Consider the following 23,928-nt stretch of genomic DNA (forward strand, 5'->3'; position numbering starts at 1 on the left):
GTGCGCGAGTTCCTCGAGCACCTGGAGAAGGCGCGTGACCAGTCGCCCAACACCCTTGTCGCATATGGCCGCGACCTCGACGCCTTCACCGAATTCCTGGCACGTCGTGCGGCGGGCGCCGCGTGGAGTTTCGAGAAGGTCGATCGCCTTGCGCTCCGCGGCTTCCTCGGCGAACTCGAACGGCGCGGCCTGGCCCGCCGCTCCGCGGCCCGCACGCTCTCGGCCATCCGCTCCTTCTACAAGTGGCTCCACGTCCATCACGACGTCGACATCCCCGCCATCCGCGCAGCGAAGTTGCCGCGCCTCGAGAAGCGGCTGCCCGGGTACCTGCTGCAGGAGCAGATCACCCGGCTCTTCGCGTACGCCGAGGAGCAGGCGGCGTCGGGCGAGCTCGATGACGTGCGCGACCTCGCGATGCTCGAGCTCTTCTATTCGTCGGGGCTGCGGCTCTCGGAGTTGCGTGGGTTGGACCTGGATCGGCTCGACTTGCTCAGCGATCAGGTCAAGGTCGTCGGCAAGGGGCGGAAGGAGCGGATCGTCCCGCTGGGCGCGCGCGCGTCACGGGCGCTGCGGCAATACCTGAACGTGCGGGAGACGGTGATCCGCCTCCCGGGTGCCGACAAACCGGCGGTGTTCGTGGGGCGGCGCGGCAAGCGGCTCTCGCCGGTCACGATCCAACGGCGGATGCATCGCTTCTACGACGCGATCGGCGCCGACGGCATGGTGACCCACTCGATGCGGCACACCTTTGCCACACACCTGCTCGATGGCGGCGCCGACCTGCGCGCCGTGCAGGAGCTGCTTGGCCATGCCTCGCTCAGCACGACGCAGATCTACACGCATACGTCGGTGGAGCGGCTGAAGCAGGTGTATCGGGATGCGCATCCGAGAGGGAAAAGAAAGGATGATGGATGATGGATGATGGATGAGCTACCACCACGGGGGATATCCATCGACCGCCGTGGATGGTCCATCATCCATCATCCATCATCCATCATCCTTCTACCTAAACCGCCACCCCTCCACCCGATTCACCCCCGTCCCACTCGCCAGCGAATCCGTCACGATCCGCCCCGCTCCACGCAGTCGCTCCGGCGCGCTCGGTCCGGTCGGGAAGCTGCTCGGACGCAGCAGCAGCCAACCGGCCGGTGTCGTGGCATCGGGCCACTGCTTGATCTCGGGGACGGAGAGCGCCTCGCCATTGATTCGCGCGTAGTAGCGGAGCGGGAGTGCGGTGAAGCCGTCGAAGACGTAGACGGGCTGCCTTGGGCCGCGCGTCAGCAGCGTCTCCGTGAGCGTGCGCCAAGGGAGCCGCCAGGTCGCCGGGGTGAGGGCACCCCATGCCGAGAGTATGCCAGCGGGACCACTGATCCGATCAGGTAGCGTGGGTCCCAGAGGCCGACCCCGAAGACCCAGCCGCCGGCGAGGAGCGCGAGCGGCGGGGCAATCACGAGCAGCGCGAGGTCGCGTTGGCCAGGCGTGCGCAGCGCGTTGGCCAGCAGCAGCCAGCCGAACAGCGCGGCGATCGCCATCGCGATGAGAGGCGTGCGGTCGGCGAGCAGGGTGCCGGGGAAGAAGAGCGCATCGTGCAGCGTCGGGTGGTGGCTCCAGGCCAACTGGATGCCGACGGAGCTGCGAGACTTGGCGGCGAGGGCGACGGCCCACGGGATCGCGGCGAGCACGGTCGCCCCGGCCACGACGAGGCTGTCGCGCCAGCGACCCCGACGGGCGAGGATCAGCACCACCGCGAGGACACTGGGCCAGGCGAAGTAGTGCGTCCAGGTCGCGGCGATGGCGGCGGCGAGGAGGATGGCACGATCGGCCGGTCGATGCCCCTCGGGGGTCGTCAGGCGACGCGCGGCCCCGATGGCGAGCGCCAGCAGTGTCGCCAACAGAATGGTACCTCGCAGCTCGGCGCCGGCTTCGAAGACGATCGGGGAGACCGCCACCGCGAGCGCGGTGAGGGCGCGGCCCCTCGGCGAGAGTGAGGCCGCGGCCCACCAGCTGGCAAGGATCGCGGCGACGTAGAGACCAAGAGGGAGCAGCCGGAGGGCGGCGGGGGTCGGCTCGACCACTTTGAGCCATCCCCAGAGGGTCAGATAGAAGAGCGGGGGGTGGACCCGGTCGGCCACGGCCGACGCCCAGAGCTGGGGGAGGTCGCCCAAAGCCGTGAATACCGAGTAAAGTTCGTCATACCAGAGGTCGTATCGGAGCAGGGTCGTCGCGCGGAGCGCGATGGCGCCGACGATCAGCACCACCACGAGGACGGGCCACAGACGATGCTGACGACTTTTCACGGTACCACAATCCTAGCCGTCAGGAAGGATGGCCGCTTGGCCCTGGGCGGCGACGGACAGGTCTCGATCGGCGACACGATCATGAAGGGGCACGCCGTGAAGGTCCGCGCGCTCAAGGGCGGGCGGATCCTCGCCGGCTTCGCGGGCTCGGTGGCCGACGCCCTGACGCTCTTCGAGCGCTTCGAGGAGAAGTTCGATCGCTACCCCGGCAACCTGACCCGCGCGGCGACGGAGCTGGCCAAGGATTGGCGCAGCGATCGCTACCTGCGCCGGCTCGAGGCGTTGTTGGTCGTCGCCGACCTCGACCACGTCTTCCTGCTCAGCGGCACCGGCGAACTGATCGAGCCCGACGACGGCATCCTCGCCGTCGGCTCCGGCGGCACTTATGCGCTCGCCGCCGCCCGCGCCCTCCTCCCCGACGAGCGCCTCTCGGCGCGCCAGATCGTGGAGCGAAGCCTGGGGATTGCGGCGGAGATTTGCGTGTACACGAATACCAGTCTGACGATTCTGGAGTTGCCGCAGTAGAAGCGATGATCGATGGTCGATGATCGATAGGTCGCGGGAGCAGGGCAGGTGATGAATTGTATGAAAGCACTCGATCATCGATCATCGATGATCGATCATCGTCCCAAAGGATTGGATTCATGACTGCACCGGACACCCCCACCGATCTCCCCCCGCCGCTGCCCTGGCTGGAGGAACTGCCGCCGCGCCAGATCGTGGCGGAGCTCGACCGTTACATCGTCGGGCAGGGGGCGGCGAAGAAGGCGATTGCGATCGCGATCCGGAACCGCTGGCGACGGGGGCAGGCGCCCGAGGGAATCCGCGACGAGATCACGCCGAGCAACATCATCCTGATCGGCCCGACGGGCGTTGGCAAGACGGAGATCGCGCGGCGGCTGGCGCGGTTGGCCGGCGCACCGTTCGTGAAGGTCGAGGCGACGAAGTTCACCGAGGTGGGTTACGTCGGTCGCGATGTCGAGGCGATGATCCGCGACCTGGTCGACGCGGCCATTTCATTGGTGCGCGCCGAGCGCGAGGACGAGGTCTTTCCGCAGGCGGAACAGCGGGCGATCGAACGCGTGCTCGACCTGCTCTTGCCGGCGAGCGATGGCGACGCCGATGATGCGGTGCTCGCGAAGCGGCAGGCGGCGTCGCGCGAGAAGCTCAAGGCGATGCTGCTCGACGGGAAGCTTGATGACCGGGAAGTCGAGGTCGAGGTGATGCCGGCGAACTATCCCAACCCCGACGCGATGCGTGCGCCGGACGGGATGGATGCGCCGGAGTCGTCGTTTGCCGACTGGCTGATGGACATGTTGCCGAAGAAGCCGAAGCGGCGGCTGGTGAAGGTCCCCGATGCGCGGCGGATCCTCGAGGACGAGGAGCTGCGGGCGATGGTCGACATGGACGACACCGTCTCCGAGGCACTCGACCGCGTCGAGAACCACGGCATCGTCTTCATCGACGAGATCGACAAGATCGCCGGCGAGAAGGGCACCAGCGGGCCGGACGTGTCGCGGCAAGGCGTCCAGCGCGACCTCCTCCCGATTGTCGAGGGGAGCACGGTGCAGACGCGGTATGGTCACGTGCGGACCGATCACATTCTCTTCGTGGCGGCGGGTGCCTTCCACGTGACGAAGCCGAGCGACTTGATCCCCGAGTTGCAGGGGCGCTTCCCGATCCGCGTCGAGCTGGAGCCGTTGACCGAGAAGGACTTCGTCCGGATCCTCACCGAGCCGGAAAATTCGCTCACGCGGCAGTACGCCGCGCTGGTGGCGGCCGAGGGATGCGTGCTGGAGTTCTCGGACGAGGCGGTGAGCGAGCTGGCGCGGATTGCGTGGCTGGCGAACGACCGGATGGAGAACATCGGCGCGCGGCGGCTGCACACGGTGATGTCGACGCTGCTCGAGGACATCCTCTTTGATTTGCCCGACGGCGGCAAGACGACCAAGCTGCGGCTCGATGGGGCGGCGGTGCGGGAGCGGCTGGCGAGCGTGGTGCAGGATGATGATTTGAGGAAGTACATCCTGTAGGACAGTAATCCCAAGCCGTGGTTGCTGTCATCCCGAGCGCAGCGAGGGACCTTCGTGGTCGTGGACGCACAGGATCCCAGCCCATTCGCAATCACGCAGGTCCCTCAGTCGCTTCGCTCCTTCGGGATGACGGAGGTCTATGTCATCCCGAGCGCAGCGAGGGACCCGCGTGCTTTCGGCGCACAGAATCCCAGCCCATTCGCAATCACGCAGGTCCCTCAGTCGCTTCGCTCCTTCGGGATGACGGAGGTCTATGTCATCCCGAGCGCAGCGAGGGACCTGCGTGATCGTGAATGCGCTGAGCCCCAAACCCGATGCGCAAAATTCGGCTCAGTTCCTCGTTCAATCGCACCTGAGCCAGCCGAATGGCGTGTTTTCGTCAAGCATGCCGCGGCCCGCGTATGTCTATATCCTCGCCAACTGGAAGCGCGCCACCTACATCGGTGTCACCACCAATCTCCCGCGACGAATTGAATGGCACCTGTCGGGCGCCTCGGGAGGGTTCGCGTCAAAGTACCGCCTGCGCCGGCTGGTCCACGTGGAGGTGCTCCCCACCCCGATTGAGGGGATCCGCCGCGAAAAGGAGCTCAAGGCGTGGCGGCGCGAGAGGAAGCTCGCCCTAATCGAGGCGACGAACCCAGGGTGGCGGGACCTGGTGGCCGAGTGGGGTTGGCGCGGCCCCCTGGACAGCGCCTCCGGTTAGTCTTGGCCCATTCGCCGTCACGCAGGTCCCTCAGTCGCTTCGCTCCTTCGGGATGACGGATTCCACCGCCACCCGCTTCCCCCACCCCCACCCCCGGGGGTAGACTCCACTCTGCCATTCTGGCCGATTTCTCCAGATCGAGTGGACCATGTCGCCTCGTCACTTCCTCTCCTTTGCCGACATCACCCGCGCCGAGCTCCGGACCCTGCTCGACACCGCGCGGGCGATGAAGCGCGGGGAATACCACGAGAAGCCGCTCGCCGACAAGCACATCGGCCTGATCTTCGCCAAGAGCTCGACCCGCACCCGCGTCTCCTTCGAGGTCGGGACCCGCCAGCTTGGCGGACACGCGATCTTCCTTTCGGCCCGCGACATCCAGCTCGGCCGCGGCGAGCCGCTCAAGGACATGGCCCGCGTCCTCTCCCGCTTCGTCGACGGGATGATGATCCGGACCTTCGCCCACGCCGACGTCGAGGAGCTGGCCGCCTGGTCGGCCGTCCCCGTCATCAACGGCCTGACCGACCTGCTCCACCCCTGCCAGCTCCTCGCCGACCTCCTGACCATCGACGAGGCGATTGGCTCGCTCGACGGCAAGGTCGTGGCCTGGGTGGGCGACGGCTGCAACATGGCCAACTCCTGGATCGAGGCCGCCGGCCTCCTCGGCTTCGAGCTCCGGATCGCCTGCCCCGAGGGCTACGAGCCCGACAAGGCGATTTATGACGCCAACCGGACCCGCACCAAGATCATGATCACCGAGGACCCCGACGAGGCAGTCGCGGGCGCCCACGTGATCAACACCGATGTCTGGGTCTCGATGGGGCAGGAGGCCGAGATCGCCGTGCGCAAGCAGGCCTTCAAGGGCTACATCGTCGACGAGGCGCTGCTTACCCGAGCCGATCCGTCGGCGATCGTCCTCCACTGTCTTCCCGCGCATCGCGGCGAGGAGATCAGCGAGGGTGTGCTCGAAGGGCCCCAGTCACGCGTCTGGGATCAGGCCGAGAATCGACTCCACGCCCAGAAGGCCCTACTTGCGATGCTCTTCACATGACTGATCTCCTCACGCAGTACCGCGCCCTCACCGGGGGCGCGGCCTCGTGGACTGCACCGGGCCTTGGCCAGTTCGAACTGACCGGCTCCGACGCCCACGCCCTCGTCAACCGACTCACCACCGCCGACATCACCCAGCTCCCGCCGGGTCGCTTCGTGCACGCGCTGCTCCTGCGCGACGATGCCACGATCCTCGGTCGCGTGACGATCTATCGCTTCCCCGATCAGCTGATGCTGCTGGTCGATGCCGCGCAGAAGGAGGCGGCGTGGGAGTATCTCGTCGCCCGCAAGCGCGGCACCGTCCGCATGCGTGACATCTCGGACGATGTCTGCGTGATCACCGTGCGCGGCCCCGCCGCCGCGGTGCGCCTCGCGCGGCTGCTCGATCCGACGCCGACCGAGGGCGGTGACGTCGTCGGCGCGCGCCTCGCGGGCGTCGATCTCTTCGCGGCACGCGCCACGCTCGACGGCCCGGAAGGTTTCGACTTCTTCTGTCGCCAGCGTGATCGCGCCTCGCTCGAGTCCGCCCTGAAGAGCGCGGCGGTCGAACCCGTTGGCGAGGAAGCGTGGCAACTCTTTCGTGCCGAATGGGGGACCGCGCGGGTCGGGTTCGAAATCGACGCCGAGGACACGCCCGTCGAGGCGGGGTTGGAATCGCAGGTCGCCGAAGGGAAGGGCGCGCCGTTCCCGGGCGAGACCGCACTCGCCGCGCGGCGTCGCACCGGCGCCATCAAGCGGCTCGCGGGATTCAGCGTGGCCGGTGACGAGCTGCCTCCCGTCGGCGCGTCCGTGCGCGTCGGCGGTCATCTGGTGGACCGGGTGCGGTCGGTGGTGCGCTCACCGCGCGTCGGCATCATCGGGATGACCGCTCTGCCCACCTCGACCGAAGCCGCGGGCACGCCGTTGGTGATCGAGTCCGACGGCCGCAGCTGGACCGCTGACGTGGTGCGGCGTCCGTTCGTGTCGCGCAGCACGCCGCCGCTGGAACCCGAGGGGTGACCATGCGGGTGGCTGTGTTGACGATCTCCGATGCCGCGTCGCGCGGTGAGCGCGAGGACCGCTCCGGCGCGGCGATCGTCGAGTGGATCGGCGAGCATCAGGGCTCGCTCGCCGCGCGGGCACTGGTCCCCGACGAGGCCGACCGGATCTCGACGCAGCTGCTGACCTGGTCGGACGGCGGCGCGGTGGATGTGATCCTCACCACTGGCGGCACTGGCCTCGCCCCCCGCGACGTGACGCCCGAGGCGACGCGCGCCGTGCTGGATCGCGAGGCGCCGGGGATCGCCGATGCGCTGCGGCGCGCGGGGCAATCTGAAGTGCCGACGTCGATCCTCTCGCGCGGCGTGGCGGGTGCGCGCGGCGCGACGCTGATCGTCAACCTCCCCGGATCGCCGGGTGGCGTACGCGATGGTCTCGCGGCGCTGCTGCCGATTCTTCCGCATGCCGTGCGCCAGTTGCACGGCGACACCGAGCACTGACCATGGCTGCCCAGGTTGTCATCACCCTCGCCGATCTCGAGCTGGCCGTCCCGCTCGATCGCGCCCTGGAGAACGCCGGCGTCGCGAGCGCCGTCGTCGTCACCGCCGACGAGGCGCGGGCGGCCATTCGTCGCGAGCATCCCGACCTGCTGGTGATCACCGGCGCGTTGCACGAGCCGAGCATCGCGGCGCTCGCGAGCTATGCGCGCGACCACGAGACCGCCGTGCTCGTGCTCCACGAGCCCGGCGATCGCGAGCGGGGCGAACGCCTCGGCGCCACCGAAATCGTCACCAAGCCGCTGGCAAGTGACGACCTCGTGGCCACCGTCCGCCGCATGGTCGAGCGGCATGCCCTGCAGCGACGGACCGGGATCTTCGGTGACTCGCCGCCGGTGCACGAAGTGCTGGTCAAGATCGAGCAGATGGCGCCGGTGTCGAGCACCGTGCTCATCCAGGGCGAATCGGGCACCGGCAAGGAACTCGTCGCGAAGGCGATCCACGATCTCTCGCCGCGCCGCGGCCGGCCCTTCATCGCGATCAACTGCGCCGCGCTGCCGGAGACGCTGCTCGAGAGCGAACTCTTCGGCCACGAGAAGGGCGCCTTCACCGGCGCGGCGGAACGGCGCCTCGGCCGCTTCGAGCTGGCCGACACGGGGACGATCTTCCTCGACGAGATCGGCGAGATTCCGCCGAGCGTGCAGGTCAAGCTGCTGCGCGTGCTGGAGACGCGATCCTTCTTCCGGCTCGGCGGCGTGTCGCCGATCAAGGTCGACGTGCGCGTCGTCGCCGCGACGAACAGGGCGCTGAAGGACCAGGTCGCCAACGGCGCCTTCCGCGACGACCTCTACTACCGCCTCAACGTCCTCTCGATCTATCTGCCGCCGCTGCGGGAGCGGAGCGGTGACATTCCGTTGCTCGTGAAGCGCTTCGTGAAGGAGTTCACGGCGCAGCATGATCGCCCGTTTCCGGGGATCAGCAGCGAGGCGATGCTGCGGCTGGTGAACGCGCCGTGGCCCGGCAACGTGCGCCAGCTCCGCAACCTGGTCGAGTCGATGGTGGTGCTCGCGCCGGGGAACGAGATCCGCGCCAGCGACATTCCCGCCGACATCAACGACGGCGCCGTCGGGGTCCTCCCGATGCGGATGCCGGTGGTCGGCACCCGCGAGACCGGCGGGCTGGCGGTGGGTGGCGCCGAGTTCGAGTTCATCCTTCGCTCGTTGATGGAATTGCGGATGCAGGTCGAGGAGTTGCGTCGCCGTCTGGAGGATCGCCACACTCCCGTGCACGTCATCGAGGTCTCGGAGCCACATGGTGTCACAATTCCAGTCATCGGGGCGCCGACCGCCTCGGGGATCGAGGCCATTGGAGCGATTGGGCCGATCGATCCAGAGGTCGAGGAGCCGGAGCCCGAGGCGCAGGTCCTCTACCGGCCGGGGATGACGATGTCGGAGGTCGAAAAGGCGACGATTCTGGCGGTTCTTGAGGAATTCCGGGGCAATCGGCGGAAGGCGGCCCAGGTTCTGGGGATCGGTGAGCGGACGCTGTACCGCAAGCTGAAGGAGTTCGATATCGTCTAAGTCGTGACATTTCAAACCTTTGGACCACCTCACCTCTTGACACTTCTCAGGGATCTTGCCAATTTGCAGGGAGCGCTGGACCACCCTCCTCCCTTGAGCGCCATTGCACCTCGCCATTGACCCTTCGCGTTGCGTCGCTTGTCTGGCCTGCGTTCGCGCCTGCCCGACCGATGCGATTGCCCTCCCGCCCGAGGCGCGCGTGGTCGAAATCGTCGAGGAAAACTGCATCAGTTGCGGCGAGTGCATCCCCTCCTGTCCCCATCAGGCGATCTCAGCCTCAGGAGCGGTGGATCGGGCGCTGGCGATTGCCGAGGGCGGGAACGGGGCACTGATCCTCGCTCCTGAGGCGGTGGTCCATTTTCATCCAGCATCTCCCGAACAACTCGTCAACGCGTGCTACGAGGCGGGCTTCCGGTTGGTCTCCCGGGGGGTCATCGGCGACGAGCTGGTGGCGCAGCAATACCTCAAGTTGTGGGAGGATCCCGACTGGGGGACCCTCATCCGGAGCACCGACCCGGTCGCGGTCGCGGCCATTACGGCCCACTATCCCGAGCTGGTCCCCTATCTGGCCCCCGTGACCTACCCGTGCGTGGCCGAGGCGCGATTCCTGCGTCGTTTGCATGGGGATTCCCTCCCGGTGGTGTACGCCGGGGTGAGTGCCCCAGGGGGCACGGTCCCCGAGCTCGACGCCCTGCTCTCCTTTGCGGACCTCGAGCAGCTCTTTGCCTTGCGGGAAGTCCGGCCGGAAACGCTGCCCCGGACCCACTCCCGGGTGCCGCCCGAGACGCGCCGGCACATGTCGGTGGCGGGTGGGTTGCCGCTGGAGATGGTGGTGAGCGGCTCGTCGCGTGGGCGGCGGCTGCTGGCGGTCCGGGGGTTGGAGAATGTGCCGGCGCTGTCGCGGGCGGTGGGGCACGACCGGATCGACCTCGGCTTCGTGGACTTCCTCTCCCATGCCGGGGCGCTGGGTCATCCGGCGGCGGGGCCGAAGGACGAGCTGTTCCGGCGGCGGATGTTGGTCCAGCAGTACGAGCTGCCGCGGAGTCGGCAGCCGGTGGTGCCGGACCAGCCGGACGTGCAGGTGGGGGCGGCATTCGCCTTCGGGCATCGGCGGGAGCAGGCCGAGCCGGCGGCGGTGCTGACGATTCTCGAGGCGATCGGGACGGGACCGAACGGGAAGGCCTGGGATTGTCGGGCCTGCGGCTATCCCTCCTGTCATCGCTTCGCCCAGGCGGCGGCATTGGGCCGCGCCTCGCTGCGGCAGTGCGTGCCGTGGCTGTCGAAGCGGGCCGAGGATGCGTCGCGCGATGCGAGCACGGACGCCCTGACGGGACTGGCGAGCTATCGCTCGCTGCAGCAGCGGTTGTCGCACGAGATGGAGCGGAGCAAGCGGAGTGGCGATTCCTTCGCGGTGCTCTTCATCGATCTCGATCGACTCAAGGAGTTGAACGATCGGTACGGCCATGAACGTGGCAACACGGTGCTGCGTAGTGTGGCTGACGAGATCCGGAAGACGATCCGGGCGACCGACCTGGCGGCGCGGTACGGCGGCGACGAGTTCGTGGTGCTGCTGACGCGAACGGACCGGGCGGGTGCGCTGCGAGTCGCCGATGCGTTGCGGGACCGGATCGAGCAGTCGGGTCGGCGGTTGGGCTTCCTCGCCGGGCAGATCACCGCCAGCGTGGGTGTCGCCGAATACGATCCGTCGCAACCGAACGAAGGACCGCTGTTGGAGCAGGCTGATCGCGCGCTGTACCTGGCCAAGTCGGCCGGCCGGAATACCGTCGCCTAGGACTGGCACGACCGTTACCCACGAGGCATGCCCGTGACCGCTTCACCCTCGCAGTTCTTCGACGCTTCGGCCTCCCGTCCCGGTGGCTCGCCGATCGATCCGGCGACCGACCCCTGGGGCGTGCGGCGGGCCGAGAATCTCCTGACGTCGCTCGAGGGCGTCCTCTCGGCGCGCGTCGTGACGACGCCGCTGGGCGAGGTCAGCGAGATCCACATTCTGGCGCAGGCCGGGCAGGCGCCGAAGCAGGTGGTGCGCAACGTCGAGTCGGCGTTGCTGGCACATCTCGGGCTTCGGGTCGACCACCGGAAGATCTCGGTGGCGCAGACGGCCGATGTCCGCCCGATCGACGCGTCGCAGCCGGCGGCTGCGCCGATGGCGGCGCAGGACGGGCTGGTCAAGCGGATGGTGCTCTTCGACGACCTGGTGATGGCGTCGGCGGCGGGGAAGCGGAAGGTGGCGGCGACGGTGACGCTCTCCTGCGATGGCCGGCTGGAGTCGGCCACCGAGGAAGGGCCGGACACCGCGCGGAACAAGGTGGAGACGGCGGCGCGTGCCGCGGTGGCGGTGCTGGAGCGGCTGGCGGACAAGTATTCGCTGGCGCTCGAGGGGGCGCAGATCCAGGACGCCTTCGGCCGGACCTATGTGATGGTGGGCGTGCACACGGTGGGCGGACGCGAGGCGAAGCTGCTCGTGGGGACCGCCGAAGTGATCGAGAGTGCCGAGCACGCGGCGGTGTATGCAGTCCTTGATGCGACGAACCGGTGGTTCGCGCAGCGTCGGGGGCGGTAGGGGTTCGAGCCACTCGAAGCGAGTGACCAGTGATCTGTAACCAGTAACCGGTGCACCAGGACGCACCAGAAGGAGGTGCGAGGGAGTTCCACCGTCTGGCTAAGAGCGAAGCCGAGCGGCTAACAAAGCGAAGCGTCTGGTGGACCATAGCGGGGTCTGCCACCTCCAGTAGTAACTGATTGACCGGAGAGGAGGTGACGCATATGCTGGAGTGGTTGGCTGCGGCCGTCGACTTCATCGCGAGTATTTTCCTCGCGGAAACCGTTAGCTGGACGTAAGCCAGATCTGGTGGAACTTCTTCCTCGTCTTATGTCGCTCAACAGGGCTGTGCGCGCTTATGTCGCCGCAATGGCGATCGCAGCGGGAGTGGTGCTGGCAATTGCCAGTCGCCTCCCGGCTGTAAGCGTTGATGCATGGACCTTGTTCAGCCTCTTCTTCGTCGGCTGCATCCTCGAGGTATCCCGAACACACAACAAGTCGGGAGGAATGTCCGGCTCTTTGGTGTTCGTATTCCACCTGGCCGGTGGCCTCGTGGTGGGTGGATTCTGGGGTGCAGCAACGGCTGGTGTGGTCAAAGCGATCGCCGAGCTCTATGACCGGACCGCTGGCGTTAAGGCTGTATTCAATGTTGCTGAGCGGGTTGTTTCGGTTGGCCTGACCTTCATCGTGTACCGCACGCTTGGCGGCGAGCATCCGCCATCATTTATCGAAGCAGGAACCGGGGCATCCGTTCCGTTCGAGCATGTTCTGTTTCAGGTCAGCGTGTTTTTGGTCTCGGCTGTCGTCTACTTCGTGGCGAATTCTGCTGCCGTCAACACTGCCGTTGCCCTCGCGAGCGGCCGTTCGGTCTTCTCCACCTGGCGTGCGAACACTGTATGGGTGCTCGGGTACGATATCGCTGCCAGTTCCTTGGCACTCGGTGTCGCCTGGCTCTTCGTGCGATCGATCCATGGGAACGGCTTGCAAAAGTTCGTGTTCCTCGGAATCGTACTCCCGTTCCTCCTGATCCGTCACGTTTACAAGAAGCTGAACACTGTCCAAGACCTGTACAATGAACTGGATTCAGCATACGAGCAGCTTGAGCTGAACGTTCGCGAACAACTCGCGATGATGGTGAAGGCAATCGAAGCTCGAGATCCGTATACGTCTGGCCACTCACGGCGCGTCTGCGGTCTCTCGCGCGCAATCGCGGTTGATCTCGGGCTCGACGCCGAGCACGTCGAATTGATTGAGAACGCCGCACTGCTTCACGATGTCGGAAAGATTCACGCCGAGTTTGCCCCGCTGCTCCAAAAAGAGGGGAAGCTGACGGATGAAGAATGGGAGATAATGAAGACACACTCGGCCAGGAGTGCCGAGTTGGTCTCGCTGTTCTCTCGCTTCCAGGGCTACGTCGTTTCTTGTGTCCGTCATCACCACGAGCGTTGGGATGGTCGCGGCTATCCGGATGGTATTGCGGGCATGGACATCCCACTCGGCGCGCGGATCATCACGATCGCTGACACAATCGATGCGATGACGACGAATCGTCCCTACCGTGGGGCGCTCTCGCTCGAAGCCGTAGTGTCCGAACTCAACAAGTGCCGCGGTGGTCAATTCGACACAGATTTGGTCAACCTCACCGTTAACTCGGTTACCGTTCGTCGATTGATTAGCGACCCGTCCTCGGTGCCTGAATACCTGCCTTCCCCGAAGATCCGCAATCGCTCGGGCGCGCCGCTTCGGCGGGCTTCGCTCCCTGAGGGCACGACAGGAGGGAGGTAGAAGGGCTCGTAGCACGAGGTATCACCTCAGGGTGCCCAGTCTCCGCATGACCGTAGTCACTGTCTTGGGCAAGCGTTCCAACTGCGCCTCCACCTCAGTCCAAGTCCCGGCAGCATCCTCGCCCGCCCGATCCTCCAGCATCGCAATCGCTGCCAACACTTCCGCGCGGTCCTTCGCATGGTAGTTCCCAATCGCCTTTGCCTGCTCCCTCAGTGCTGCGAGGGTGGCCCGCTCGGTTCCATCGCGCCTCGCGAGTAGACTCTGCCACCTTGCATGGAGCCCAGCAAAATCGTTTAGTAGCAGTCGCCCGTTCTTTCCACTCGCACCATTGGTCGCAGCGGCAAACGCACCTCGCGAATTACCGGCGAGTGCCAGAATATCAGCCTTAACCAGATGCCACGCTTGTGTTGCCCAAGCCGGCCTCCGCTTGGCGAACCGATGGTCGAGCTCGCGGACAGCAACACATGCCTCGGTGAAGCGATCGTCGAGTGCCAGCGCGAGTGCCTTCTCATAGGCAGCACTGATGGCGATGATGCCCCAATCATCTGCGCGCAGGCACCCCAAGGCAATGTTCGCCCAGTCCAGTTGCAGCGTCACATTGCCGAGCCTACCGTGCGCGATCGCCAATCCAGCGGCAGCGGCCGAGAGGTGGACCCGGTTGTCGATCTGCCGCGCCATTCTTGCTGCCCGCTCAAGCATTGGCACCGCAGATGAGTAATCACCATGCTCCACTCGAAGCATGCCGCCCCCAACGAACACCCTAACCGCGATAGAGCTAGCGGTTTCGGTGTTGTCAACCAATTGGATCGCCTCGTCGATAAGCTCTCGGGCGAGCACGTCGTTGCGCACTTGATCCTCGCACCAGGCCCGTGCGAGAAGGAGCTGGATGCGCTGGTACTCATCGAGTGTTGAAACGCGTACCTCTGAAAGGCATCGACCGAATTCTGAAATGGCAGAAGCGTCTCTGGTCGCAGTCAGGATAAATGGCATCGCGCACAGCGCTTTCAGTTGGACGTCAACATCTGTAGTCGTGGATGCGATGTTACAAAGTGCTTCACCGGCTTCCGTTAGCTCGGCGTCCTCAAGGTGTCCCGACCACCGCCGAGCAACAATCCGCAACACCTCCCGACAGCACTCCTCCGACTCCGAGAACGCCTCGCGCGCCTCGTCGAGCAGCCGCAGCGAATCGGCCCACCGGCCGAGCTCCTGCTGCGCCTCGGCGAGGAGCAGGATCGCCGTGCGGCGCGGCTGACCGGTGAGAGCCGGCAGGCCGGTGGAGAGCGCCAGGTCGGCCTCGTGGGGTGCCCCGCGACGGATCGATTCCTTGCCCCCAGCCAGCAGGAAGGGGATCGCCTCGTGCAGTCGGTCGGCGCGGACCAGGTGCCAGGCGATCTCCAGCCCCGGGATCGCCTCGTCGCCGCCGTCGGCCAGCAACAGCCGCTCGGCCACAAGCCCGTGCAGCATCCGCCGGAGCGGTGCCGCCGTCCCCACGTAGCACTGCCCCCGGATGAACTCGTTGGCGAACTCCAGGTGACTGCCGGCGTCGCGCAGGATCCGGTGCGAGGTGAGCGAGGTCATCGCCCGCATCGTGCGCGCCACCGGGAGGTCGACCATCGTGTACATGGTGAGATCGTTGAGCCGCTGGCCGAGGATCGCCGCGAGCTCGACCACCGACCGCTCCTCGCCGTTGAGCGCAGCGAGCGTCCCCTCGACCAGCCGCTGAAAGGTCTCCTTCGGCGGTCGCTCCGCCCGCGGCGTCATGGCACTCACCGACAACGCCAGGCAGCCGTCGCCCCGCCGACGCCAATCGCCGACGAGCAGCTCCAGCACCATCGGGTTGCCCCGGCCACCTGCCAACACCGCCCGCCGGATGGCCGGACCGGGATCGCCCGCCTCGGTCAGCAGCAGCTCCAGCAACTCGGCCGACTCCGCCTCGGACAGCGGCCCCAACGCCAACGGCAACAGCGACAGCGACGCCGCGTTGTCAAAGAAGCGCCGCGTACTCGGCGTCTCCGCCTCGGGGGCACTCGACGCTGTCAGCATCACCATCAACGGCAATGCCTCCAGACGCCGCAGCATCAGGTGCAATACGGTGAGCGACGTGGCATCGGCGAGGTGGATGTCGTCGATCACGAGCACCACCGGATGATCCTCGGCCACGGCCCCCACCAGCGCCATCACCGCCTCGGTGTAGAGGATGCGCGCGCTCTCGCCGCTGGTCTCGATCGGCGCGGGCAAGGAGGGATATCGCTGCCGCACCTTGGCGGTGAGTCGCCCCAACTCCGCCAACTGCTCCGGTGGTGTGGCACTCGCGCCGGGGAGATCGAGCAGGTGGTTGACGAGTGACCCGGTGACACCGAAGGGCAACTCGCGCTCAAGCTCGTAACACTGGACCCGCGCGACGCTCGCCCCTTCGAGCGCCATCGACGTCGTCAGGCGCTCCACCAGCGTGGTCTTGCCGATGCCGCTCTCGCCGCGGACCAGCAGGTGCTGCACCTCGCCACGCTGCACCCGCTCCCAGCGATCGTAGCAGGTCCGGAACTCGGCGCCGCGGCCGATGAAGGAGCGCTCCTTCCACTGCTCGGTCGGCACCGGCGCGAGCAGCGCGATCGTGGGCCGCTGCCATCCGCCACGCCGGAGCCGCTCCGCCATCCGTTCCAGCTGGGCGGAGGGATGCGCGCCGAGCTCGTCGGCGAGCCGCGCGCGCCACCGATCAAAGGAACGGAGTGCGCCGATCCGGTCGCCCGCCATGGCGCGTGCCTCGAGCACGGCCCGCGCCGCCTCTTCCGAGAGTTCGTCGATGCGCTGCAGCCGATGGCCGAGTGCCTCCATGCGCCGCGAGTCACCGCGGCGGCGACTCTGTTCGATCCGCGACGCCATCGCAGTGTGAATCGAGGGAAGCAGGCGTGCGTGCTGGCCGTCCTTCCATTGCTGGTAGTCGACGGCGTCGGGGATGTCGAACTCCTCGAGGAAGGGACCGAGCGGCCCTTCGTCGAGTTCGTCGGGGTCGGCCAGGTCGAGCCCCTGCAGGTCGGTCACGATCCGCCCCGGCATCAGCCGCACCGTGTCCCGATCGGTGTCGAGGAGCTCCGCGCCGAGCCGGCCGCGGATCATGGAGAGCGCGGTGGCCAGGGAGTGCCGGGCCTCGTCGACGTCGGCGCCCGACCAGAGCAGGGTGGCGAGCCGGTCGCGGCGGTGGGGGATGCCGGGCTCGACCGCGAGGTAGAGCAGCAGGGCGAAGTGCTTCCGGGTCCGGAATCGGATCGGGTCGCCGTCCGGGCCATACAGGACCGGGGGGCCGAGGCAGCTGAGTCGGAACGGGGCCATCCGGCAGGGCACTCCGCGTGAGGGGACGCTCCGATGATAGTCCCACCGAATCAACCAATCGTCAAATCGAGCGAGGCGGGAAGCGGTGCCCGCATGCAGTGGGAGGGTCCCCCTTCATTTGAACCCACGCGGGAGGTTGAGGGCTTTGGCCCCCTCGCTGGCGGTCTGAATGAAGGTCCGGATCCTCTTGAGAATCCTCGGTCAAGACGGATGGCGACTTGTCAGAATCCGGGGCAGCCATCGACCATTCAGACATCCGACAAAGCCCGGGCTGGTGACCGTGGCGGGTCACGACAATGATGATATCGCCCCCGGAACTCTCAACAGCATTCTCAAACAGGCAGGACTGAAATGCACGACTCCTGATCGTAGTCGAGAAACGCCGACTGGCTATTCGGCCTATGCGCCCGACGTCCCGGGTTGCATTGCCACTGGCGCAACGCGCGAGGCGGTCGAAGCGGCGATGCGTGAGGCGATCGCCTTCCATATCGAGGGGCTGCACGAGGAGGGGCTCGAGACCCCGGTGCCGCACTCTTACGCCGTCATGGTCGAAGTCGCGGTCTGAGCGCCTTCGCGCACACGCTCACCGACTCGCCGTTCTCGCCCCAGGCCGTGCCGCCGGCTTCGGGGCCGGCCGCGGTGTCGGCGCCGGTGGCGGCGGTGGCGCATCCCACTTCGCCGACAGTGCCATCGTCCACAAATCGCTCTCGGCGCGCTCCAACGTAAAGAAGAGCCGACGCCCATCGGTCGCGAACTCGACGCGGTTCGAGATGCGATCGGGGTCGTCGAGCCGCAGCAGCAAGCGATCGCCGCTCCCGTCGCGTTGCACCTCACGGAACGACGACACCCCGACACTGTCGACGGCACGCTAGATCACGGAGCGGCCATCTCGGTGCCACTGAATGGTGGCCGGAAAGGGACGCTCCGCCGCCCCGGTTCCGCGCACCAGCGTGCGACTGGTGCCCCCGGCGGCTGGCATCACCAGGAGCGCGTTGCTGTCCTGCGGTGCCAGATACGCGATCTCCCGACCATCGGGTGACCACCTCCCGGACTGCCCTCCCGTGCGGGTCAGTTGCGTGGGCGGCCCCCATTGCCGGTCGCTGCCGCGCGTCGTCAGGAAGAGTTCATACCGATCGCCCACCCAGCGTGACACGAGCAGCGAAGCACCGTCCGGTGACCACGCCGGGTCGCGCGTGTCCACGCTGTCGAGCGTGACCGGATGACTCACGCCACCGGTTGCGGGCATGATGGAGATCTGGCGGACGCCGCGCCGGAAGACATGGTACGCCAGCTCGAGCCCATCAGGTGACCAGGTCGGCAGGAAGTCGTCGAAGGTCGTGCCGCCGAGCTTGCTTGCCTCGCCCCCCGACGCCGCCACCTGCCAGAGGTCCTGTGTGCCATCGCGATCCGAGTCGAACGCGAGGCGCTGGCCATCCGGCGAGAGGGCGATCCCCTCGATCAGCTGCGTCCCGCTCGTGACCGGCGTGGCGGCGCGCACCGAGATCGGGCCGCCGTCGATCGCGGCAGTCCAGATGTTGCTGCTCTGCCGGAAGAGGGAATAGGCGAGCGTCGCCCCGTCGCGACTCAGCGCCATGCTGTGCGCCCCGAGTCCGGTGGTGAGCCTCGCTGCGGGGGCCACCAACTGCCCCTTCGTGCTCATCTCCGCCATCCAGACATCGCGGCTGCCGTCCGCATCGGAGAGGAAGAGCAGGTGGCGCGCATCGGGCGCCCACACGGGCGAGACGGCCAGGTGATCGCGCGCGGTGATCGCGACCGGTGCACCGCTGTTCACGCGCACCGGCAGCACATAGATGGTGCTCGGCGCGCGATTGCCGAGGTTGGCGCCGAGGGTCGCGGGGGCGCGCGAGCCAAGCGTGAAGGCGGCGTTGCCGCTCACCACGGCGATCCATCGGGAATCGGGCGAGAACGCGATCGTGTGCGGATCGTCGAGCGTCGTGACCAATCGCTCGCGACCGATCGGTACGGTGCGAATCATCAGTCGATTCTCGCGGATGTAGGCGAGCGAACGCTTGTTCGGCGACCACGCCGGCGAGTGGGGTGCGCCGCGCACCGAATCGAAGGCGATCAGCACGCGCGTCGCGCCGCCGAGTGCGGGAACCCCGTAGATCGCGTCGCGACCGCCGATCGCGAGCGTCTGCCCGTCGGGGGACCAGCGTGGCGTGCGCAATGGACCGGGGAGGTCGGTGGCGACTTCGATCGGCCGACCGCCCGCCATCTGGCGGACATAGATCCGCGTGTTGCCGGCCTGCCCCGCCGCGTAGGCGATCATCGTGCCGTCGGGGGAGAGATCGGGATCGAGCTCGAGCGTGGCGTCGGCCGTGATGTGCGTCGTGCGTCCAGTGACCACATGTGGGCCTGATCCGAAGAGACGGTCGCGGAGCAACCACACAGTGGTGCCGAGCAGTGCGATGCCAATCACAACGGCAGGCCACCGACGTCGACGCGGCAACGGCAGCGCCGTCGTCGCCGGTGTCGCGTGATGCACCTCGACCGCGGCCTCGATGTGAGGTGGCAGGGCCACGGCCGTCGGCGGGGCGAGCTCCGGGGCCGCGATGGTCGGCGTGCGGTCGGTCCGCAGCCGCTCCGCGAAATCGGCCACCGACTGGTCAGGCGGTGCATCCAACTCCTGCTCCAGCAGCATCGCGTGCACCCGCGCGTGCTGCACGGCGCCCTGTCGGTCACCACTCGCCGCCAGCGACTTCATCAGGCCGATCGTCACGCGCGCCGAGAGCGGCTCGGCGGCCGCGAGCCGACGCCACCACGCCACCGCCGCGGCGTGGTCGTCGCGCGCGTCGGCGGCGGTGGCCAATCCTTCGAGCATCGCCGCGTGGCGGTGGTGCAAGGCGCTCCGCTCGGCGTCGACCCAGCGATTGAATTCATCCGCATCGTCGAGGACCACGCCATCGAGGAAGGGGCCGGTGTAGAGCGACGCGGCGTCCTCGGCACGGTTCTCCTGCAGCGCCTGCTCCAGCAGGATGGTGTCGGCGGTGATCCGCTCGGGATCTAGGAGCAGGGTCTGCTGTCCGGTGATCACGTCGTCGTCGCCGAGGTCGCGGCGGAGGGCGTAGAGCGCCTGGTTCAGCGTGCGGCGGGCGTGCTCCTCGTCGTGATCGGGCCAGAGGAGGGCGATGATCTTCTCGCGGGCCACGCCGCGCTCCCCGCCACGGGCCAGGAGGGCGAGGATCGCCAGGCGGCGTCGCTGGGCGGCGGCCCCCGTCATGACGGTGGAGTCGCGGGCCACCGAGAGGCCGCCGAGGGTACGGATGATGAGCATCAGAGGGTGGGATGGGGGAGAGGCACGCTAGAGGGTACCGGCCCGACGGAGAGTGCGCAAGTCGTGGCGGGGCAACGAGTTCCAGTCAGGTGATTCTCAGGTGACTGGGCGGTGGCGCCGGCTCCTAGCTTGGCCCTCGTCTGACCGGACCAATCCGGCGACCCCGAGGGCAGTCCCCTCGTGCACGATACCAGTTCTTCCGGAGCTTCCAATGACCTCGACCTTCCGCCGTCACGTCTTGTTGCCGACCGTCCTGTTGGGTGCGCTGCTCACCACCGCCTGTGGCGACGACAGCGTGGCCGGCCCGAGCGCCAACGACGCCGTCCTCTCGATCCACAACGGGTCGAACAACTCGGTGATGTTCATCCGGACGCGCCCCTGCGGCGCCACCGCGTGGGGGAGCGACATCCTCGGCAGCGGCATCCTGTACAAGGGGGAGACCATCAACCGCACCTTCGCGCCGGGGTGCATGGACATCCGGCTCACGCCGTCCGAGATCGGCGCTGACTACCTCTACATCACCAACGTGGTGCTCGAGGGTGGGAAGACCAAGTCGCTCAACGTGACGGCCTTTCCTGCGGAGTAACAGGTCACTCGAGGCAGTCCACCGCACCGGTCGCGCGTCCGCGGCCGGTGTGGTCGCTGCTCGGCACTACTCTGCCACGTACCGCCACGGCTGTCCCGGCCCCGCACGCCGCCACACCGTGAAGAACGGGAAGCCCTTCGCCTTGCTGCCATCGGCGGCGGGGGCGTTGGGGTAGATCATCCCGATCGTCACACCCAGGTCGCCGCTCGATGCGGCGATCACCCGATCAGGGCCCCACGATACCGGTGACGTCTTCGAGGTGTCACCGTCGCCGAGCTTGGTGCCGATCGCCTCGGCGCCGAAGGTAAACGCACTATCGGCCTGCGAGCCGAGGTTCATCGCATCGGCGCTGCCATGCTTGATGAAGGCGGGGCCGAGTCCCATCGTCTGCGCCTCGCGCGAGAAGGTCCGCTCGGCCTCGGCCAGCGACTCCTCGATGGCGCGCTGCGCGGCGGCGTCGGTGCGTGGCGCGATGTAGGCGGGGGGGATCGCGGCCATCCGCATCGTGGTGGGCATCACCGGCACGGGGGCCCGCAACCGCTTGTACACCGCGACCTGCCAGCCACGCGTCCCCTTGACCCAATAGGCGAGGTAGCGGAATGGCAGCGAAGTGCCGTCGGCATTGGCCTGCGTCATCGCACCGTAAGTGAAGCCCTGGGTGCCGTCGGCGGAAAGCCCGCCACGCATCGGGATCCAGCTGCACTTGGCGGTGGCGAAGCCGGGACTCGCCGCATAGAGGGCGAGGACGCTGTCGCGCCCCTGAAGTACGCCACGCGGACCGGCCGGAATGGTCACGTCGGGGGCGAACATCTCGGCCAGGACGGCGCCACAGCCGCGGACCTTGGCCGTCTCGGAGAAGCTGCGGTCGGCGCTGACCAGTGCCTTCACGAGCGCTTCGGGGGCGGGTTGCTGGGCGGGGAGGGACGCCGGGAGGATGAAGAGGAGGAGCGCGGCGGCGGTGGCGCGGATCGGCATCGGGGTCTCGAAGGTGTCAGGGCAAGGGCGTCCCTACGGTCGGCTGGCTGCCGTGTTTCCGGACGATACCGGTTCGGTCTTGCGTGGCGCCACGCGCTTCCCGTTCTCGTACATTCGGAGGTACTCTCCGTGACCTGCTCCGGAGCCCCCATGCCCCGCCGTCCTTCGATCCTTGCCGGCCTGACGCTCGCCACCCTGGCCACCATTCCTCGCACCGCGAGCGCGCAACGAGAGGGCGCGGACTTCGACGCCCTCGCCGTTCGCGTCACCGCCGGCGAGGCCAGCGCGCGCAAGGAGCTGATGCCGATTGCGCGGCGGATGCTGGTCGACTGGAACGGAACGCCGCGCCGCCCCGAGCCAGTGCGCGGGATGGTGACGGTATTCCTCGCGATGGCGCAACCGCTCACGCCGCTCGACCAACCCCCGCGCGAGAACGAGGTCGACTGGCGCGGCCCGGCGGTGCGCGCGTTGCGCTGGCTGGTGGCGGCCGACAGTGGCGACATTCCGAGCCTCGAGCGCTTGATGCGAATCGCGCCGTATCCCTACATCTGGCAGCCGCCGGAGAAGGAGCTGGCGCACCTGCGCGCGGCCGCCGCCCGACACGCCACGCTGCCGACGCGCCTCGGCCTTGCGTGGTTCGGCCTGGAGTTGGAGGTCGGCACGACGGCGGGTGCAGCGCGCGCACTCGCGCGGATCCCCGCGGACTCGATCTCGAGCGCGGTGCGTCAGCACCTCCTCACCCGGCTCGCCTACGCCGAGGGTGACTCGACGCGCGCACGCGACGCATATCGCACCGGGGCGCAGGCGATCGCCTCGGCGGGTGACGCTGCGTGGTTCTTCGGCGATCTCGATTGGTTCGCCAGCAGCGCGGAACGCACGCAGTGGCAAGCGTTGCCACTGCGGCCCGGGAGTCATGCGACGTGGCTCGCGGGTTTCTGGGATCGCCAGGATCTCGAGGACGGTCGCCTGCCGGGGTCGCGACTCGCCGCGCAGTTCGAACGGTGGCGGTTCGCGCTGCGCGAGTTTCGCTGGGATCTCGACGGCAGCGTCGCCGAAGGCCAGCCGGTGCCCCGGGCAGCGGCGATCGAGCTTGGATTGGGCGATTCGCCGTTTCCGAAGAGCGAGGGCACCGCGCAGATCATGTACGACAATCGCTACGCGCCCATCGATCGCGTGCTCGACGATCGTGGCCGACTCGTGATGCGTCATGGGCTGCCCACCGAGCGGATTCTCACGCCGGGGATCACCAGCATGGCGCAGGAGACGCTGGTCTGGTCGCGTGGCGATGGTCAGGTGGTCGTCTCCTTCTCTCGGCCGGCGATGAGCGGGACGGTCACGCGGCTCGGCATGCTCGCCCGCAACTATCCTGTCGGCGACTTGCTGACCATCTGTCGGCGTGATGCCCGGCTCTGCGTGTTGGCCGGGATTTCGTCGGATGGCGGACGCAACATGGCCGAGCGGATTCGCCAGGAATTCACTGCGGCCCGCGAAGTCGCCGAGCGGACGGAAGGAAACCCCGAGCTCTACCGGAAGGGGATGGCGGGGATCTTCCAGGCCTACGGCATTGCGGGGGGCGGTGTCCTGGTCGTGATGGCGTTGCCGGCCGATGCGTTGCGCAGTGGGAAGGGGAGCGCGGGGGAGCTGCTGGCGGAGTGGCGCGCGGTCATCGGTGACGCCACGACGGGGCGGATCGTCGCGACCCTCGACACGGTGCGGCGGTGGCGGGTGGATCCGTCGACCGTGAAGGGACGGTTCCTCACCGCGTACGCCGTCGTGCCTACGCCGCCTGGCGAATACACGGTGACGATGGTGGCTGGCGACGCTGCGCATCAGGTTGGTGCAGGCGGGCGCGTCGCGCCGGTGTCTGTCACTCCCCGGGACGGCCGGATCCTCCGGCTCTCCGATCCGATTCTCGGGCGCGCAGGGAGCGGGGTCACCTGGCAGCATGCGGGCGATGCCGTGTCGTTGAATCCGACGAATGCCTGGACGCGCGACGACGAGGCCCCACTCTATTACGAGCTCGATGGTCTGGTCGTCGGGCGGAGCTACGCGATCGAGGTCGAGATCTGGGAGGGGGGAGAGAAGGCGAAGGCGCCAGAGACGCGCGTCGGCTTCTCGCTCGTCGCGACGGCCGCGACCCACCGCGGGGAACAACTGGTTTCGTTCAAGCAGCTGAAGCCGGGCGACTATCGCCTGGTGCTGCGCGTGCGCGATGTGGTGGGCGGGACGGCCGTCGAGCGGAGTCGGAGTGTGGCGGTGCGGTGA

General features: G+C 67.6%; 19 protein-coding genes. 14 read left to right on the plus strand and 5 right to left on the minus strand.

The features are described from left to right. A complete protein-coding gene (locus IPP98_09530; protein MBL0179350.1) occupies nt 1-915 on the plus strand; it encodes a tyrosine recombinase XerC in 915 nt (304 codons plus the stop codon). Between the two features lie 362 nt (nt 916-1,277). Here the strand turns inward: IPP98_09530 and IPP98_09535 are convergent, their stop codons facing one another. Further along, a complete protein-coding gene (locus tag IPP98_09535) occupies nt 1,278-2,297 on the minus strand; it encodes a hypothetical protein (GenBank protein ID MBL0179351.1) in 1,020 nt (339 codons plus the stop codon). Here IPP98_09535 and hslV point away from each other — a divergent pair. The 10 genes from hslV to IPP98_09585 all read left to right on the plus strand — a co-directional run bounded on the left by hslV (nt 2,280) and on the right by IPP98_09585 (nt 13,480). Further along, nucleotides 2,280-2,822, plus strand: coding sequence for an ATP-dependent protease subunit HslV (hslV, locus tag IPP98_09540; protein ID MBL0179352.1), 543 nt, complete (start codon nt 2,280-2,282; stop codon nt 2,820-2,822). The genes IPP98_09535 and hslV overlap by 18 nt on opposite strands. A gap of 119 nt (nt 2,823-2,941) precedes the next feature. Continuing rightward, a complete protein-coding gene (gene hslU / locus IPP98_09545; GenBank protein MBL0179353.1) occupies nt 2,942-4,330 on the plus strand; it encodes an ATP-dependent protease ATPase subunit HslU in 1,389 nt (462 codons plus the stop codon). A gap of 385 nt (nt 4,331-4,715) precedes the next feature. After that, on the plus strand, nt 4,716-5,033 hold the full coding sequence (locus IPP98_09550; protein MBL0179354.1) for a GIY-YIG nuclease family protein: 318 nt from the start codon (nt 4,716-4,718) through the stop codon (nt 5,031-5,033). Nucleotides 5,034-5,181: 148 nt separating this feature from the next. Beyond that, a complete protein-coding gene (gene argF / locus IPP98_09555; GenBank protein MBL0179355.1) occupies nt 5,182-6,081 on the plus strand; it encodes an ornithine carbamoyltransferase in 900 nt (299 codons plus the stop codon). Beyond that, the gene (locus IPP98_09560; protein ID MBL0179356.1) at nt 6,078-7,079 is read left to right on the plus strand and encodes an aminomethyl transferase family protein; all 1,002 of its coding nucleotides are present in this window, start codon (nt 6,078-6,080) and stop codon (nt 7,077-7,079) included. The genes argF and IPP98_09560 overlap by 4 nt, the downstream gene beginning before the upstream one ends. A 2-nt stretch (nt 7,080-7,081) precedes the next feature. Beyond that, nucleotides 7,082-7,558, plus strand: a complete 477-nt coding sequence (locus tag IPP98_09565; protein ID MBL0179357.1) for a MogA/MoaB family molybdenum cofactor biosynthesis protein — start codon at nt 7,082-7,084, stop codon at nt 7,556-7,558. Between the two features lie 2 nt (nt 7,559-7,560). Continuing rightward, a complete protein-coding gene (locus IPP98_09570) occupies nt 7,561-9,135 on the plus strand; it encodes a sigma-54-dependent Fis family transcriptional regulator (protein ID MBL0179358.1) in 1,575 nt (524 codons plus the stop codon). 103 nt (nt 9,136-9,238) lie between these two features. Beyond that, the gene (locus tag IPP98_09575) at nt 9,239-10,927 is read left to right on the plus strand and encodes a diguanylate cyclase (GenBank protein ID MBL0179359.1); all 1,689 of its coding nucleotides are present in this window, start codon (nt 9,239-9,241) and stop codon (nt 10,925-10,927) included. 33 nt (nt 10,928-10,960) lie between these two features. After that, on the plus strand, nt 10,961-11,716 hold the full coding sequence (locus IPP98_09580) for a hypothetical protein (GenBank protein ID MBL0179360.1): 756 nt from the start codon (nt 10,961-10,963) through the stop codon (nt 11,714-11,716). 348 nt (nt 11,717-12,064) lie between these two features. Beyond that, nucleotides 12,065-13,480 carry an HD-GYP domain-containing protein gene (locus tag IPP98_09585; GenBank protein MBL0179361.1) on the plus strand — a complete coding sequence of 472 codons (1,416 nt, stop codon included), beginning with the start codon at nt 12,065-12,067 and terminating at the stop codon, nt 13,478-13,480. 21 nt (nt 13,481-13,501) lie between these two features. Here IPP98_09585 and IPP98_09590 read toward each other — a convergent pair whose 3' ends face one another. Then, on the minus strand, nt 13,502-16,807 hold the full coding sequence (locus tag IPP98_09590; GenBank protein ID MBL0179362.1) for an AAA family ATPase: 3,306 nt from the start codon (nt 16,805-16,807) through the stop codon (nt 13,502-13,504). Nucleotides 16,808-16,976: 169 nt separating this feature from the next. Here IPP98_09590 and IPP98_09595 point away from each other — a divergent pair, with 169 nt between their 5' ends. Next, nucleotides 16,977-17,372 carry a type II toxin-antitoxin system HicA family toxin gene (locus tag IPP98_09595; protein ID MBL0179363.1) on the plus strand — a complete coding sequence of 132 codons (396 nt, stop codon included), beginning with the start codon at nt 16,977-16,979 and terminating at the stop codon, nt 17,370-17,372. A gap of 18 nt (nt 17,373-17,390) precedes the next feature. Here the strand turns inward: IPP98_09595 and IPP98_09600 are convergent, their stop codons facing one another. Then, nucleotides 17,391-17,654 carry a hypothetical protein gene (locus IPP98_09600; GenBank protein ID MBL0179364.1) on the minus strand — a complete coding sequence of 88 codons (264 nt, stop codon included), beginning with the start codon at nt 17,652-17,654 and terminating at the stop codon, nt 17,391-17,393. A gap of 21 nt (nt 17,655-17,675) precedes the next feature. Then, on the minus strand, nt 17,676-20,102 hold the full coding sequence (locus IPP98_09605) for a PD40 domain-containing protein (GenBank protein ID MBL0179365.1): 2,427 nt from the start codon (nt 20,100-20,102) through the stop codon (nt 17,676-17,678). Between the two features lie 211 nt (nt 20,103-20,313). Between IPP98_09605 and IPP98_09610 the strand changes: the two genes are divergently transcribed. Beyond that, complete coding sequence (locus IPP98_09610; protein ID MBL0179366.1) at nt 20,314-20,688, plus strand: hypothetical protein; 375 nt, start codon at nt 20,314-20,316, stop codon at nt 20,686-20,688. 66 nt (nt 20,689-20,754) lie between these two features. Here the strand turns inward: IPP98_09610 and IPP98_09615 are convergent, their stop codons facing one another. Further along, nucleotides 20,755-21,663 carry a nuclear transport factor 2 family protein gene (locus IPP98_09615; protein MBL0179367.1) on the minus strand — a complete coding sequence of 303 codons (909 nt, stop codon included), beginning with the start codon at nt 21,661-21,663 and terminating at the stop codon, nt 20,755-20,757. Between the two features lie 150 nt (nt 21,664-21,813). On the opposite strand from IPP98_09615, the gene IPP98_09620 reads away from it, so the two are divergent. Continuing rightward, nucleotides 21,814-23,928: a hypothetical protein gene (locus tag IPP98_09620; GenBank protein MBL0179368.1), complete on the plus strand. Its 2,115-nt coding sequence runs from the start codon at nt 21,814-21,816 to the stop codon at nt 23,926-23,928.

This window comes from Gemmatimonadota bacterium (assembly GCA_016720805.1).
Classification (GTDB): Bacteria; Gemmatimonadota; Gemmatimonadetes; order Gemmatimonadales; family GWC2-71-9; genus Palsa-1233.